Below are 15,589 nucleotides of genomic sequence, written 5' to 3' on the forward strand. Positions count from 1 at the left end.
CCGCGCCGGCACCGGCCGTCGGTCCTGGCCCGCATGCGACGCACGATCAGTAGCCCGGCGGCCCACGGCCAGCCCAGCGAGGAAGTCATGAGCGAGCGTTTTCGGATTGCCATCGTCGGATCGGGCCCGGGCGGACTTTCCGCCGCCGCGCGCGCGGCCGAACGCGGCGAGTCGCATGTGCTGCTGGAAGCCGAGCCCCACCTGTCCAACACCCTTTATCGCTACCAGAAGGGCAAGTTCGTCATGGACGAGCCCGGGATACTGCCGCTGCGCTCGCCCGTGCCGTTCAAGGCCGGTTCGCGCGAAAGCATCCTCGAAGGCTGGGACCAGGCCGCCGCCGCGCTGAAGATCAATGTGCGGCACAACCACGAAGTCAGCGCGATCAAGCAGCGCAGCGACGGCGGCTTCGACATCAAATGCGTCAACGGCGCCAGCTTCGAGGCGCAGTTCGTGGTCATGGGCATCGGCCTGCAGGGCAATATCCGCAAGCTTGGCGTCGCCGGCGAAGACCTGCCCTTCGTGCAATACCAGCTCGACGACCCGGACGAATACGAAGGCGAGACCATCGTCGTCGTCGGCGCCGGCGACGCGGCGATCGAAAACGCCATCGCCCTGGCCAAGCAGAACAACGTCGTCATCATCAATCGCCGCGACGAATTCGCCCGCGCCAAGAAAGGCAACGAGACCGCCATCCTCAAGGCGATCGAGGACGGCCTGATCGAGTGCTATTACAACGCGGCGCCCGAACGCGTCGACGCCCTCAGCGTCGGGCGCAAGAAAGGCCGCATGGTGTTGTCCACGCCCAACGGCAAGGCCCAGTTGCTGATCGACCGTGTCATCGGCCGCCTCGGCGCCACCGCGCCGCGCGGCTTCGTCGAAGCCTGCGGAGTGACCTTTCCGAGCAAAGACCCGGCCGCCGTGCCGGCAATCAGCCCGCAGTACGAGTCCAACGTCAAGGGCCTGTACATCGTCGGCGCCCTCGGCGGCTACCCGCTGATCAAGCAGGCGATGAACCAGGGCTACGAGGTCATCGAATACATCCGCGGCGACAAGGTCGAGCCGGCCGACGAGCCGCTGCTGAAGGGCAAGCTCGACGGCATGCCTGGCTTTCGCAGCGTCGACGACTCTCTGGCACGCATCCAGAAGAACGTGCGCGTGCTGTCGCATATCACGCCGCTGCAGCTGCGCGAATTCATGCTCGACTCCGACCTGCGTACGCCGCGCCCGGGCGAGGTCGTGTTTACGCGCAACGACTACACCAACAGTTTCTATTCCATCGTCGACGGCGAAGTGCATATCGCCCTGGATACCGAAGGCAAGCAGCACATCACCCTGCGCCGTGGCGAATTCTTCGGCGAAATGGGCCTGATCTCGGGCCGGCGCCGCTCGGCCACGGTCACCGCCGGCAACGGCTGTGTGCTGGTGGAAACGCCGCGCCGCTCGATGAACCGCCTGATCAACTCGGTCGCTGCGGTCAAGCGCGAGATCGACGAGGTATTCATCCTGCGCGCGATCCAGTCGCGCTTCGCGCCCGAGGCCAGCGTCGAGCAGCTCAAGGAAATGGTTGCCGGCGCCACGCTGCAGAAATTCGCCGCGGGCGACGTCCTGTTCAACGAAGGCGATGTCGGCGACTGCCTGCACCTGGTGCGCGTCGGTTCGCTGACCATCTCGCGCAGCATCGGCGGCAAGGACGTGGTGCTGTCATACGTGCCTGCCGGCAACTACGTCGGCGAGATGGCCCTGCTCGGCGATTCGCGCCGCTCGGCTACCGCGCGCGCGGCAATCGCCACCGAAACCGTGCGCCTGGACGGCGACAGCTTCAAGAAGCTGGTGCAGCGCATGCCCGTACTGAAGCTGCGCCTGCAGGCCGAATATCGCCAGCGCGCCGCCTCCAACCTGGCCATGCAGGCCTTGCCCAGCGGCGGCGACATCATCCAGTTCCTGCTCGCCCAGGGCGCCGGCGAGGCAACCGATATCCTGCTGATCGACGAATCGCTCTGCGTGCGCTGCGACAACTGCGAAAAAGCCTGCGCCGAAACCCACGGCGGCACCTCGCGCCTGGACCGCGAGGCCGGGCCGACCTTTGCCAGCGTGCACGTACCCACTTCGTGCCGCCATTGCGAACATCCGCACTGCATGAAGGACTGTCCGCCCGATGCCTTGCGCCGCGCCCCCAACGGCGAGGTATACATTGCCGACAACTGCATAGGCTGCGGCAACTGCGAACGCAATTGCCCGTATGGCGTCATCCACATGGCTTCCAAGCCGCCGCCCAAGCCGGGCCTGCTGAACTGGCTGCTGTTCGGCCTGGGCAGCGGCCCGGGCGAAGCGCCGTACGATCCCAAGAAGAAAAAAGAGCCAAAAGAGAAAAAAGCCGTCAAGTGCGACATGTGCAAGGACGAAAAAGGTGGCCCCGCCTGTGTACGCGCCTGCCCCACCGGCGCCGCTATCCGCATTTCGCCCGAGGAGTTTCCGGCCTATGCGCAAAGCCGGCGCTGAGCAAGCCATGACGCGGATCACCTTCCCGGCAACGGCGGCGGCACCGGCATGAGCGCCCGCCACGATTCCATCCTCAACCACGCCCGCTCGCGCTGGCTGTGGATTTCGCTGACGCTGTCGCTGGCTGCGATCGTCGCCTACGCCCTGCACTCGCCTTCGGTGCCGCCCAACGGCGGCACCTGGCTGGGCTACACCCTGGGCAGCATCGCCGGACTGCTGATCATCTGGCTGATGCTGTTCGGCCTGCGCAAGCGCTCCTACTCGGGCAGTTCCAGCCTGCGCGGCTGGCTTTCTGCACATATCTACCTTGGCACTACGCTGATCCTGCTCGCCCTGCTGCATGCAGGCTTCCAGGCCGGCTGGAACCTGCACACGTTTTTCCTGCTGCTGATGCTGCTGGTGATCTTCTCGGGCTTCTTCGGCGTCTACTGCTACCTGCGCTATCCCACGCTGATGACGCGCAACCGCGACAGCACCACGCGCAACGCCATGCTGGAAGAAATCGGCGAACTGGACCAGAACGCCCTGGCCCTGGCCGACGGCATCGATCCCAAGGTGCACGGTGTGGTACTGCGCTCGATCCAGAACACGCGCCTGGGCGGCGGCGTGCTGACCCAGCTGCGCGCCCACGACGACTCAGACGCAGCCCTGACCGGCATCCGCGCAGCCCTGGAAGCGCGCGAAAAAACCAGCCAGGCCGCCAGCGGTGCCAAGTCGGGCCAGACCATCTTCGCCATGGTCGATTTCCTCGCCAGCGGCACCAACGACCGCCAGGCCGAGGCACTGCGCAAGCTGATCGACCTGCTGTCGCGCAAGAAGGCGCTGGCGTCCAAGGTCGCCCGCGACATCCAGTACCAGGCGCTGATGGAGATCTGGCTGTACTTCCATGTGCCGCTGTCGTTCGCGACCGTGGCGGCGCTGATCGCCCATGTCGTATCCGTTTTCTTCTATTGGTAGGCCGCCACCGCCGGCGAGGGAAGCACTGTGAGCAAGCCGCCTGAGCCGCCGAGCATCGACCGGGAGAGCGCTGCATGCGCTGGCTGATCCGCCGCGTCATCAAGCAAGGCAAGGGCGCCGTCTCCTACGAGGAAGACGTGCACTTCGGCGACGTGCTGAGCATAGGCCGCGCCGCCGACCAGGCCATTTTCCTGTCCGACATCCGCGCCGCGCTGAATCATGCGCGCGTGACTTCGCTGGGGCCGGGCCGCTACAAGGTCGAATCGCTGATCCTGTCCGGCATCCGCGTCAACGGCGAGCTGACCTACGAAACCGATGTGGCCGCGGGCGCAGTGCTGGAAATCGCCTCCAACCGCATTACCCTGCTCGACCCGCCACGGGATTTCGAAGCCGCGGTGGAAATCGGCGCGCTGGACAAGGCCGAACAGGAAGCCGTCAAGGCCAAGCGCGCCAAGCCGACTTCGCTCAAGCAGACTTGGCTGGGCAAGCGCCTGCCGTCGTGGATACTGTTCGTCGCCGTGCTGCTGTTCGGCCTGCTGCTGCCCGCCGCCTCGCATTTCCTGCCGGCGCTGGGCAAGGCCCTGCATCACTCGCCACTGCCCAGCACGGCAGCGTGGAACCCCGGCCCGCTGGATGCAGCACACCGTTTTTTCGGCGACGACTGCAAGCAGTGCCATGCCACGCCGTTCCTGACCGTGCGCGATACCGCCTGTACCACCTGTCATACGCGCATGGCGGCGCATGCAGATCCGGCCCGCTTCAACCTGCCCCAGCTCGGCGAAGCACGCTGCGCCAGCTGTCATCAGGATCATCTTGGCCTGGCCGGCATGGTCAACACGCAGGAATCGCTGTGCAGCACCTGCCATACCGACCTGAAGACACGCACGGCCAATGCCAGCCAGCTCGACGACGCTACCGATTTCGGACGCCATCACCCGCAATTCCGTGTGCGCCTGCCGGCCTGGCAGGCCGACGGCGGCTTCGCACCGCAGCTGACCCGGCTGAGCGAAGGGCTGAAGGAGAACTCGGGCCTGAAATTCGATCACGCCCTGCACCTGAAGCCCGAGCTCAATTCACCCAAGGGGCGCCGCAATCTGCAATGTTCCACCTGTCACCAGCCCGATGCCGGCGGCCTGGCGATGAAGCCGGTCGACTTCGAGAGCATGTGCCACGATTGCCACACCCTGGGCTTCGACACGTTCGCACCGGATCGCCAGGTACCGCATGCCAAGGTGGCCGAAGTGGTCTACATGCTCGACGACTACTACGCCAAGCGTGCGCTCGAAGGCGGCTATACCGAGGCCAGTGCGCCCGGCTTCGTGCAACAGCGCCGCCGGCCCGGCGAGGCAGCGCTGAGCCAGCAGGAAACGGTCGAGGCCCTGAGCTGGGCACGCAACAAATCGCGCCAGGTCGCCGACAGCCTGTTCACCGGCCGCGCCTGCGTCACCTGCCACGCCGTCAGCCGCGATGCGGCAGCGGCGAACACGCCGGGATCGGGCTGGAAGATCGCACCGGTGCGGGTTGCCGGCATCTGGTACGGCGAGGCGCGTTTCACCCACGCCAAGCACTCCACCATGCAGTGCAAGGACTGCCACAACGCCGAGGCCTCGGCCAGCGCGACCGACCTGCTGATTCCCGGCATCGACAATTGCCGCCAATGCCACGCGGGCGAGTCCGGCGGCAGCAAGGTGGCCAGTACCTGCATCGCCTGCCATCGCTACCACCAGTCCACAAGCCTGCAATTGAAGCAATTGTAATTTCGCCCTGCGGCGCAAAAAAAAGCTCCCGTGCCAGGCACGGGAGCCGCAGTACAGCGTGGTCGTCTTACGGTTCGAAGCCGTCGGCAAACAGGCCGTCGCCGACTTCCAGTACGAACGGAACCGCCGTCTTCGGTTCGTCCAGATCGGTACCGTTGCTGTCGACACAGACGAAGCCGCGGTAGGTACCCAACGCCAGCGAGGCGGCATTCGCCGTGATCACCGACGTGGCCGTTCCCGCGACGCCCAGGCTGCCGGAGGTCGGCGAAGCACTGAGCCAGGGCGCACCGCAGACAACGTTGGTGGTGATGCCCAGCGCCAGCGACGCGATCGACGGCGGCGGACCGGCTACAGCCGTCAGCGCCGTCCAGTTCGGCGTACCCAGCGACGGCGTGCTGATGGACATCGGTGGCAAGCCGTTGGTGCTGGTGGCACGGCCATAGATCCAGCGCCGCGACGCGGTGGTGCCGGGCACGGTCGGATAGACAACGGCCCAGTAGCGCACACCGGCTGCCAGCGCCGGCGGTGCCGGGCAACCCGCAGCTGCCGCCGTATCCAGGTTAAGGCCGAACGAAGCGCCGTCGGTGGTGCGGAAAATCAGTCCGCCGCTGTTCGGTCCGCTGGGCGTACGCACGCAGGAATACAGCTCGCCTGCCGCGCCGGCTTCAGGACTGCCGGCGGGTTGGCCGGCGGCATCGGAGTAGACCTTGAAGGTGATCTGCGTCGCCGTCGCCTGCAAGGTTCCGCCGCTGCCGGTCATGAAACCGTTCACGTCGATGGAGCGCAGCGCGGCGTCGTCAGGCGAGGTGAAATCTTCCGCCTGGTAGAAACCCGCGTTCTGGCCGGTGAAGAAATTCGAGGAGTTGCCGCGGATACCGTCGTAGGCCTGGTTCTGCAGATTCACCGGCGCGGTGCCGGCAGGGTCGATATCCCAATCGACGCTCGGATTGCCCAGATTGCGCACGTCGAGGTTGCGCGTGACCGACAGGCCGGCGGAAACAACCGCGCTCAGCGACATCGGCGTGATGTCGATTTCCGGCAGGCCGCGGCGCAGCGCGATCGGCAGGCGTGCAGTCGGAATCGCCGCGTTGCTGGGTGTCAGTACCAGTTCACCGAACAGGGTCTGGGCGTCCGGCAGTTGCAGGGAATCGGCCGACAAGGTGATGGCCTGGGTAGCGGCATTGGCCACGCTGAACGAGGTCGGCGCCACCGTGACCACACCGGCAGCGAAGCCGTTGACGGTCGCGGTCCAGGTAACCGGCGCGGTACGCGTACTCTTGAGCGTGCGCGCAAAGGTACAGGTGCCGACGCAGGACAGGTTCTGGAAGCTGGCGATGTTCAGCTGTCCCGGATCGCCGCCCAGGGCCGGATTCGCCGCGGCGTAGTTCGCCCCGGTTTCGTCCAGCACCAGCCCGGCCTTGCTCGCCCGTGCCACGTCGATGCGGCCGGCGCCGGTCGCGAACGGCGTAGTCGGCGTGAGGCCGTCGACTTCCATCAGGTTCGGATTTGCCGTTGTCGTCAGCGCCGACTTGATCTGCGCCGGCGTCCACGAACGGTTGAGCGAACGCAGCAGCGCCGCCGAACCCGCGACGTGCGGTGCTGCCATCGAGGTGCCGCTGATGGCATTCACGACGGTGTTGTTGGCCGTGTTCACGGCGCCGCCGAACGGTGCCGGTGCCGCCGAAGCCCAGCGCGTATAGGCCGCCAGGATTTCGACGCCGGGTGCGGCGAGATCGGGCTTGAGCAGGTTGAATGCGTTCGGTCCGCGCGAAGTGGAGTAGTACACCGCATCCGGCGCACCGGCAGTGACCTGCAGCGGCACTTCGATACGCGCATCGGCGGTCGCCGGACTGGTGGCGATATGCGCGGCCACATTGACCCAGTCGCGCAGCAGCATGGAGTAGCTGGTCGCGCTGGCGCCCAGGCTCAGCGGCGCCACGTCGACGAAGATCACGCCGGAAGCGCCCGCGTTCAGGGCCGCGGTGCGGCGCACGCCGCTGGCACAGGCACTGGTGGCACCGTCCAGACGCAGCACGGCAATGCCCGACACACCGCCCGGTGCCGCCGGCCGGCGGAAGGCATCGGCTGGATACGCGACGCAGCCGTCGGTGGCGCCGTTGCCGAAGTTGGGGCTGACGATGATCGGCCCGGTCAGGGTTGCGGTCGCGATCGGCGCTCCGCCAGGGCGTACCGTGAGGTTCTGCGTATTCGGCGGCAGCGAACCCGGTGCGGTCAGCGAGAAATTGAAGCCGAACACGCGGTCATGCATGGTACCGCCGACAGTAATCGTCCACGGTTCCAGATGTCCCAATGTGGCGGGGGTCGGACCGGAATTGCCGGCCGAGGCCACGACCACGATGCCGGCGTTCTGGGCGGCAAGGAAGGCCTGCGAGGTGGCATCGGTCCAGGGCTGTGCACCACCGCCGATGGAATAGCTCAGTACATCGACCACACCGTCGGCGACGGCCTGGTTGGCCGAGGCAGTAGTCGCGGAAAACGGACACTGGCCACCGGCAGCGCTGGTATAGCAGGCGTCGTAGATGACCAGGTTGGCATGCGGCGCCACGCCGGACACATTGCGGTTGATGCCGTTGAAGGTCACCTGGCGCGCATTGCCGACCGCAGTACTGGAGGTATGCGAACCGTGGCCGCCTTCGTCTTCGAAGCCGCGCGCCTCCACATTCGGCGCTGCCGCCAGCGCGTCCATGAAGTCCCAGCCGCCGATCAGCTTGTCGTTGCACAGGTCGCGCGTGGGCACGTGGTTCGGGTTGGACGGATTGCACCAGCCCAGATAGCTGCCGGCGCCCAGCGGATTGACGTGGGCATAGCCATCGTCACCCATGGCGGCGTAGGCGGGATTGGCGATATTCAGGCCGCTGTCGATCACACCGACCACGACACCGGCGCCCTTGGACGCAAGATTGCCCAGCGTGCCGCTACCGTCCCAGACGGCCGGCGCATTGATCATGGTCGGGCCGCGGTCGGTATCCAGCGTGTATTCGCCGTCGGCTTCGACCCGGGCCACCTGCGGCAGCGACAGCAGCTGGCTGGCTTCCGCATCACTGAGTTCGGCCACGAAGCCGTTATAGGCGTGCTGGAAACGCAGCAGGGTGGTCACTTCGCGGCCCAGCAGCGCCGAGGCCTGGGCCAGTACCTGGTCCTGCTGCGCCTGCAGCTGCGCGACATAGCTTTGGGCGACCATCGATTCCAGCGCGAGGCGCCGGTTTTCGCGCCGCGGAATGGAAGCGGCCAGCGCCAGCGGCGCGTCCTTCAGGCCAACGATGAAGCGCGAGCGCGTCACCGCTGCGCCGGTGGCCGGGTCGGTGAAGGCGCGTTCGCCCGAGCGCGAGGCGCCCGCAGCGACGGACTCTTCCCCGCCGGGATTGCCGGCGGATGCGCCGGTGCCGAAAATCGTCAAGGCGATCGCCGCAACCAGCGCCGTCCGCCTCCGCAACTGACTCACTTTCATGATTCACTCCCCTCGATACGAATGAGTGGAGACGTATATTTATGCCAAAAATCACAGCGCGACCACCACTTGCAGTCACGCCTCACGGGTACCGGCGATATACGGGGCATCGCTGCCCGCAAGCCGGTCGGTCGCATCGCCGGAAATGTTCCATCCCCGCAACGGCCGACTGACGAAGCTCCCCTCCATACGCCCTACTGGTTTCGGGCGTACGCATGACTGCTGCAGTGCCGGCCGCGAAATTTCCTGCGGCACGACCACTCCATCAAACACCAGCCAGCACCCGGCCGTATTGCATCGAAGTAAATCGATGGCACAACTGACCGAACAAAATATACGTTTTGTACAGTGTCTAATCCGGCCCGCGTACGCTACCCATCCGCCTTATGCCTGTCTGCTCTAAGCCCTGCCGCAGCACCGACGAAACCTGATGCGAAACAGCCGGCGCCCGCCCGGCGGATCAGCAGCGGCACGGCGGCAGGGCGCCGTATCGACGCTGCCCAAGCTACCCAAGCCCAGACCAACCCGCTACGCTCGGCACATGGCCAATCCTCCCGTGCGATATCTGCAACTCGATGTATTCGCCGAGAAAGTCGGCGGCGGCAACCCGCTGGGCGTCGTCATCGGCGCGGCTGCCTGGAGCGACAGCACCATGCAGCGCTTCGCACGCTGGACCGGCCTGGTGGAAACCACCTTCCTGTTGCCGCCCAGCCGACCCGAGGCCAGCTATCGCGTGCGCATCTTCACGCCGCAGCGGGAAATTCCGTTTGCCGGACATCCGACCATCGGCAGCGCCCATGCCGCGCTGGAAACCGGCCTGGTACAGCCGCAGGGGCTGCGCCTGGTACAGGAATGCGGTGCCGGTCTGCTGCCCATCCAGATCAGTCACGACGGTGCGCAGCGCGTACTGTCGGTGGAAGCGCCACGCGCCCGCGTACTGGAACCCGATGCGCTGCATGCCAAGCTGGTGCGCGCCATCATCGACCGCACGCCGCTGGGCGCACTGCCGCCGGCCTTTGTCGAGGGCGGGCGGCGCTGGTGGATCGCTGAATTCGCCGACGAGACCACCTTGCGCCAGTGGCAGCCCGATCATGCGGCCATCGCGCGCCTGGCCAAGGCCAGCGACAGCCTGGGCCTGTGCATCTTCGCGCGCAGCCCGCATGCCGACTACGAAGTGGCGGTGCGTGCCTTCCCGGCCGGTGTAGGCATTGTGGAAGATCCCGCATCCGGCGCAGCCAACGGCCTGATCGGCGCCTGGATCGCCGCTGGCGAACCCGACGGCAAGCTGTCCCGTGGCTACCGTGTCAGCCAGGGCCGCGAAATCGGCCACGATGCACGCATCGGCATTCGCATCGACAGCGACGGCGCGGTCTGGGTCGGCGGCATTACGCATACCGTCGTCGACGGCCAGGTCAGCTGGCCGGACTGAGTCGCTGCCCAGCCGCCGGGCCGGCCGGGCTATGCCTGCGACACCGCGAGGAGGCAGACCGACTCGCGCGCTTCCTTCTGACAATGCTCAGCCGCGCGGCTGGAAGCCACCGCGGAAAATCGTGTCGTCGCCGTGTTCGGGCGCGCCGGCGAGAATCCAGTCGTGCACCAACGCCTGCTCGTCCAACGGCAAGTCCGGCCGCGCCCGCGGCATGCGCAGGCCGACGTCCTGTATCGCGCAATTGAGCTTGGTGAACAGCAGGCTTTGGCGCGGCTGGCCCGGCACCACGCGGATCTGCGTGGCATTGGGATTGCTGCTGGCCTGGTCGACCAGGAAATACCAGGAGTTCGGCGGGTTCAGATCCAGGTCTGCTTCGGGAAACTCGCCCCAATCGACATGGCAGTTGGCACAGCGCTGGCTCCAGATCGGCTGGATGTCGGTGTCGTAGTTGACGTGCTGGCGCAGCGGCACGCTCTCGATGCTGTCGCAATCGCCGGACCAGGGGGTGGGATCGAACAACGGCGCCTGCTGCGGCCAGGCTGCCAGCGTCAGCGGCAGGCCAGCCAGCAGCGCCACCACGACGATTCCGCGCACTGGCCTCATCGCTTGGCTTCCTTGGCGCTGAGCGAGCGCGCAATCAGGCCGATGCCGCCGAACAGCAGTACCAGCATGGTCAAGGTACTGAACAGGCTGGCGGACATGAAATACACGCGCAGGTTGACGATGATCCCGGCGAAGATGATCACCAGTGCAGCAATCATCAGCAGCCAGCCCAGTACCGACTTACCGTTGAAGAACAGCAGGCCGACGCCGACGATGAAAGGCAGCAGTGACAGGCCGAAGCTGTTGTAGCCCCACAAGCCCCAGCTGCCGCCGCTGACCACGACCTGGTTCATCAGCAGCCAGCCGCCGGCGACGGCGAATGCAAATCCGAGCAGGAACTGCCCTATACCACCCGGCGTTCCGCCGGCTCCTTCTATCGACACGGTGACGATCTCCCCCTTGGCCCTTGGCCGTCGTTTGTAAGGTCAACGCGCACAAGGGTCAACGTCCGAATGGTCAGGCCGTTTACGACCATGGTCGCAAGCTGCGACTGCTTGTGCTTGTCACCCGTCAACCCAAATCAGCGTCCTGGACAATGCAATGAGGGGAAAACCCCCTTCAGCGCGTCATCACAGGTATTCCACACCGCCACACACATACTGGCCCTACCATGAACGCTTCAAAGGCTATTTCCGCGACGCTTGCACAGGGTAACCTGCCCAGAGCGTTTTCGCCGCGGAGACGCCGTCTGCATTTCCGGCCGAATCTGGCCACGCCTGTCCAGGTTACCGAAAACCACGACAGCAGCCCGGTTTCCCTGCTCTCCTTGGGCTTGGTCGCTGCAGTTGCCCTGCTTTTATCGCTGTTGGCGTGCAGTTTTATCGTGACCGGTCTCGCGGTCTGGGTGGCCAACGGTGCCGCCGAGTGGGTCGCCGCGGCCGTTCCCGCATTGCTCGCCATCCTGCTGTTTGCATTCGCCTGGCGCATGGCCGGCCTGCTGCAGTGGCGCGGCCGCTGAACGCCGCTGCAGCCAGCGTTTCCGCAACCGCTGCAAGCGGCAGTCCGCCCAATGTCGTGACGCGCTGGTTCGGCGCTGCTTTCTATCAATTGCACCCTTTGCTGCAATCGCTGCATAGCAACGGCGGCAGACTTTGGGGAGAGGTGGAAATCAATACCGGCAGCGGCCTCGCCGCCGTGGTCGGCAAGCGCCTTGCGCGGCGCCTGGGCATTCCGCTGCAGGCGCGCAGCGGTTTCCAGGTGAATATCCGCCACACCCCCGAGGCCTTGCTCTGGCAACGCAGCTTCAGCGGCGGCAGACAGATGGATTCCGCCTTTCGGCCCTACGGCAACTGGCCCGATGGCGGCTGGGTGGAAAACACCGGGCCGTTCACGCTCAAGCTCGGCGTGGATATTGTCGATGGCGGCTGGTACTGGCGCCTGCGCGAAGCGCGCTGGCATGGCTTGCCGGTTCCGCTGGCGCTGTTGCCGCACTCCGAGGCGGGCAAGCGCGCGGTCGACGGCCGCTATGTGTTCGACGTGGTGTTTTCGCTGCCGCTGCTTGGACGCGTGCTGTCGTATCGCGGCGTGCTGGATGCGCAGCCGCTCGGCGCTGAAGCGGCCGGCGCGCACTGAACGCGGGCCGACAGGCGCACGACCATAGGAATCGTCCGGCACAATTCGCGTTGCTCATAGCGCTTGCCTAGGGTGCGATGAGCGTGGCGAATTGCACCATCGTGGGTTTCAACGCGCACCGATGTGCCACCTCCTGGTGGCGCATTTCATTGCGCTCATCGCGCCCTACGGGAAGCGTTACGGACAACGCATTGCTCAGAGCATCGGCAGTTTGAGACCTTGTTCGCGCGCACAATCCTGGGCAATTTCATAGCCCGCGTCCGCGTGGCGCATGACGCCGGTGCCAGGGTCGTTCCACAGCACGCGCGCCAGGCGCCGGTCGGCGGCTTCGCTGCCATCGCAGACAATGACGACACCCGAATGCTGGCTGTAGCCCATGCCAACGCCGCCGCCGTGGTGCAGCGACACCCAGGTCGCGCCACCGGCGGTGTTGAGCAGCGCATTCAGCAGCGGCCAGTCGGACACCGCGTCGCTGCCGTCGCGCATGGCTTCGGTCTCGCGATTCGGACTGGCGACCGAACCCGAGTCCAGATGGTCGCGGCCGATCACCACCGGCGCCTTCAGCTCGCCGTTGCGCACCATTTCGTTGAAGGCCAGGCCAAGCTTGTGGCGCAGACCCAGGCCGACCCAGCAGATGCGCGCCGGCAGGCCCTGGAAGCTGATGCGCGAGCGCGCCATGTCCAGCCAGTTGTGCAGATGGGCGTCGTCGGGAATCAGTTCCTTGACCTTGGCGTCGGTCTTGTAGATGTCTTCCGGATCGCCCGATAGCGCCACCCAGCGGAACGGACCAATGCCGCGGCAGAACAGCGGCCGTACGAAAGCCGGCACGAAACCGGGGAAATCGAAGGCGTTGCTGCAGCCTTCGTCCTTGGCCATCTGGCGGATATTGTTGCCGTAGTCGAAGGTGGGAATGCCCTGAGCGTGGAACGCCAGCATCGCCTCCACATGCACCTTCATCGAACGCTTGGCCGCATCGCGCGTGCCTTGCGCATCGGACACGCGCCGCTGCAGCCACTGCTCTACCGTCCAACCGCTGGGAAGATAGCCGTTGACCGGATCGTGCGCGCTGGTCTGGTCGGTCACCGCATCCGGGCGCACGCCGCGGCGTACCAGTTCGGGCAGCACGTCGGCTGCGTTGCCCAGCAGCGCAATCGACTTGGCTTCGCCCGCCGCGGTGTACTTGGCGATGCGCGCGAGCGCGTCGTCGAGGTCGTGCGCCTGTTCGTCGACATAACGCGTCTTGAGACGGAAATCGATGCGGCTCTGCTGGCATTCGATATTCAGCGAGCAGGCGCCGGCCAGCGACGCCGCCAGCGGCTGCGCGCCGCCCATGCCGCCCAGGCCGGCGGTGAGTATCCACTTGCCCCGCAGACTGCCGCCGTAGTGCTGCCGGCCCAGTTCGACGAAGGTTTCGTAAGTACCCTGGACGATGCCCTGGCTGCCGATATAGATCCACGAACCGGCGGTCATCTGGCCGTACATCATCAGCCCTTTGCGATCCAGCTCGTTGAAGTGTTCCCAGGTCGACCAGGCCGGCACCAGGTTGGAATTGGCCAGCAGTACGCGTGGTGCGTCGGCATGGGTGGGGAAGATGCCGACCGGCTTGCCCGACTGGATCAGCAGGGTTTCGTCGTCGTTGAGCTCGCGCAGCGAACGCAGGATCGCGTCGAAGCATTCCCAGTTGCGTGCGGCGCGGCCGATGCCGCCGTAGACCACCAGTTCGGCCGGGTTCTCGGCCACTTCCGGGTCCAGATTGTTCTGCAGCATGCGGAACGCCGCTTCGGACAGCCAGCTCTTGCAGGACAGCTCGGTGCCGCGCGGGGCACGGATCGTGCGCGTGGTATCGATGCGAGTGGGGGCGTTCATGGCCGGCTCCGTTTGGCGAGGCCGCGATTATAGGCCGCGCTTCCGCTGCACCGGGTGGCCATGTGCTAGCGCGCTGGTACAGCCTGCACGATGCAGCAGTCGCGGCACTGCGCAAGCCCGACTGTCGTCAGGAGGCCAGGCTTATGCACTGCTGGCATACTGACGGGCATGCCTAGCCACCCTTCCCTGCTGGCGCCTGTCGTGCGCCGCCTCGCCCTTGCCTGTCTGCTGCTTGTCCTCGCTGCCGCGGCGCCGGGCCGTCTTGCGGCAAAGACGGCCGCACCGCCGCCTACGTTGATCCTGGTTTCCATCGACGGCTTCCGCAACGACTTCCTGCAGCGCGGCCTGACCCCGAACCTGGCCCGTCTCGCCGCCAACGGCGTACAGGCCGACGCGCTCAAGCCGTCCTTTCCTACCCTGACCTTTCCCAACCACTACACCTTGGTCACCGGGCTGTATCCCGACCACCACGGCATCGTGCACAACCGCATCGAAGGCCCGCACAACGACGAACTGTTTGTGCACAAGGACGCCACAAGCACCGCCGACGCACACTGGTGGGGCGGCGAGCCGATCTGGGTCGGTGCCGAACGCCACGGCATCCGCGCGGCCACCATGTTCTGGCCCGGCTCCAATGCGGCCATCGCTGGCGTGCGGCCCAGCTACTGGAAAAGCTTCAACCGTGAGCTTTCGCCGCAGACGCGCGTAGACACGGTACTGGCTTGGCTGGATCTGCCCCCGGCGCAGCGGCCGGGCTTCATCACCCTGTATTTCGAACACGCCGATCGCGCCGGACACGACTACGGCCCCGACTCGGCTGAGGTCGACGCGCAGCTGCCACTGGTCGACGCGGCCGTGGGCCGCCTGATGCAGGGTCTGGCCGCGCGCGGGCTGGACGAGACGACCAATCTCGTCGTCGTTTCCGATCACGGCCAGACCGGCGCCAGCCGCAGCCAGATGATCGAAGTCGACCGCATCGTCGACCTGGAGCGTGTGCGCGCAGTGAATCTCGGCGTAGTGGCCGGCTTCGCACCGCAGCCCGGCGAGCAGCGCTATGCCGACACCAGCCTGCTGCGCCCGCACGAGCATATGCAGTGCTGGCGCAAGGACCAGATTCCCGCCCGCTTCCACTACGGCAGCAATGCGCGCATCCCGCCCATCATCTGCCTGGCCGACAAGGGCTGGATCGTGAGCAGTTCCGCCTGGCTGGCCGAGCACGGCGACAGGACGCCACGGGGCGAGCACGGCTACGACAACGACTTGCCGGAAATGCGCGCCCTGTTCATCGCCCACGGCCCGGCCTTCCGCCGTGGCGCAAAGGTTGCTGAATTCGACAATGTGGACGTGTATCCGCTGCTCGCCCACCTGCTCGGCATTCCCGCCGCGCGCAACGACGGCAATGCGCAGACCATGCGCGGCATGCTGCGCAAACCCTAG

General features: G+C 66.1%; 11 protein-coding genes. 7 read left to right on the forward strand and 4 right to left on the reverse strand.

Annotated elements, in window-relative coordinates; all coding sequences use genetic code 11:
* Positions 1–87 precede the first annotated feature (87 nt).
* From DFR29_RS18865 to DFR29_RS18875, 3 genes are all read left to right on the forward strand, one after another.
* Positions 88–2,499: a cyclic nucleotide-binding domain-containing protein gene (locus DFR29_RS18865; protein WP_133820183.1), complete on the forward strand. Its 2,412-nt coding sequence runs from the start codon at positions 88–90 to the stop codon at positions 2,497–2,499.
* 48 nt (positions 2,500–2,547) lie between these two features.
* On the forward strand, positions 2,548–3,456 hold the full coding sequence (locus tag DFR29_RS18870; RefSeq protein WP_133820184.1) for a hypothetical protein: 909 nt from the start codon (positions 2,548–2,550) through the stop codon (positions 3,454–3,456).
* 74 nt (positions 3,457–3,530) lie between these two features.
* Positions 3,531–5,213, forward strand: coding sequence for a cytochrome c3 family protein (locus DFR29_RS18875; protein ID WP_133820185.1), 1,683 nt, complete (start codon positions 3,531–3,533; stop codon positions 5,211–5,213).
* 67 nt (positions 5,214–5,280) lie between these two features.
* On the opposite strand, the gene DFR29_RS18880 is transcribed toward DFR29_RS18875, so the two are convergent.
* Positions 5,281–8,682: a S8 family serine peptidase gene (locus DFR29_RS18880; RefSeq protein WP_133820186.1), complete on the reverse strand. Its 3,402-nt coding sequence runs from the start codon at positions 8,680–8,682 to the stop codon at positions 5,281–5,283.
* A 541-nt stretch (positions 8,683–9,223) separates the two neighbouring features.
* On the opposite strand from DFR29_RS18880, the gene DFR29_RS18885 reads away from it, so the two are divergent.
* The gene (locus DFR29_RS18885) at positions 9,224–10,111 is read left to right on the forward strand and encodes a PhzF family phenazine biosynthesis protein (protein WP_133820187.1); all 888 of its coding nucleotides are present in this window, start codon (positions 9,224–9,226) and stop codon (positions 10,109–10,111) included.
* An 87-nt stretch (positions 10,112–10,198) separates the two neighbouring features.
* On the opposite strand, the gene DFR29_RS18890 is transcribed toward DFR29_RS18885, so the two are convergent.
* Positions 10,199–10,714 (reverse strand): hypothetical protein, encoded by a 516-nt coding sequence (locus DFR29_RS18890; protein WP_133820188.1) that lies wholly within the window; start codon positions 10,712–10,714, stop codon positions 10,199–10,201.
* Complete coding sequence (locus tag DFR29_RS18895) at positions 10,711–11,097, reverse strand: hypothetical protein (RefSeq protein WP_208113651.1); 387 nt, start codon at positions 11,095–11,097, stop codon at positions 10,711–10,713. The genes DFR29_RS18890 and DFR29_RS18895 overlap by 4 nt, the downstream gene beginning before the upstream one ends.
* Before the next feature lie 440 nt (positions 11,098–11,537).
* Here DFR29_RS18895 and DFR29_RS30350 point away from each other — a divergent pair, with 440 nt between their 5' ends.
* Both DFR29_RS30350 and DFR29_RS18900 read left to right on the forward strand, forming a co-directional pair.
* A complete protein-coding gene (locus tag DFR29_RS30350; RefSeq protein ID WP_279571527.1) occupies positions 11,538–11,672 on the forward strand; it encodes a hypothetical protein in 135 nt (44 codons plus the stop codon).
* 56 nt (positions 11,673–11,728) lie between these two features.
* Positions 11,729–12,286 carry a DUF4166 domain-containing protein gene (locus DFR29_RS18900; protein WP_166654199.1) on the forward strand — a complete coding sequence of 186 codons (558 nt, stop codon included), beginning with the start codon at positions 11,729–11,731 and terminating at the stop codon, positions 12,284–12,286.
* Between the two features lie 195 nt (positions 12,287–12,481).
* Here DFR29_RS18900 and hutU read toward each other — a convergent pair whose 3' ends face one another.
* Entirely contained in the window at positions 12,482–14,152 is a 1,671-nt protein-coding gene (gene hutU / locus DFR29_RS18905; protein WP_133820190.1) for a urocanate hydratase, read from the reverse strand.
* 168 nt (positions 14,153–14,320) lie between these two features.
* Here hutU and DFR29_RS18910 point away from each other — a divergent pair, with 168 nt between their 5' ends.
* Positions 14,321–15,589 (forward strand): alkaline phosphatase family protein, encoded by a 1,269-nt coding sequence (locus DFR29_RS18910; RefSeq protein WP_133820191.1) that lies wholly within the window; start codon positions 14,321–14,323, stop codon positions 15,587–15,589.

The sequence above is a fragment of the Tahibacter aquaticus genome (genome assembly GCF_004363655.1).
GTDB classification, from domain to species: domain Bacteria; phylum Pseudomonadota; class Gammaproteobacteria; order Xanthomonadales; family Rhodanobacteraceae; genus Tahibacter; species Tahibacter aquaticus.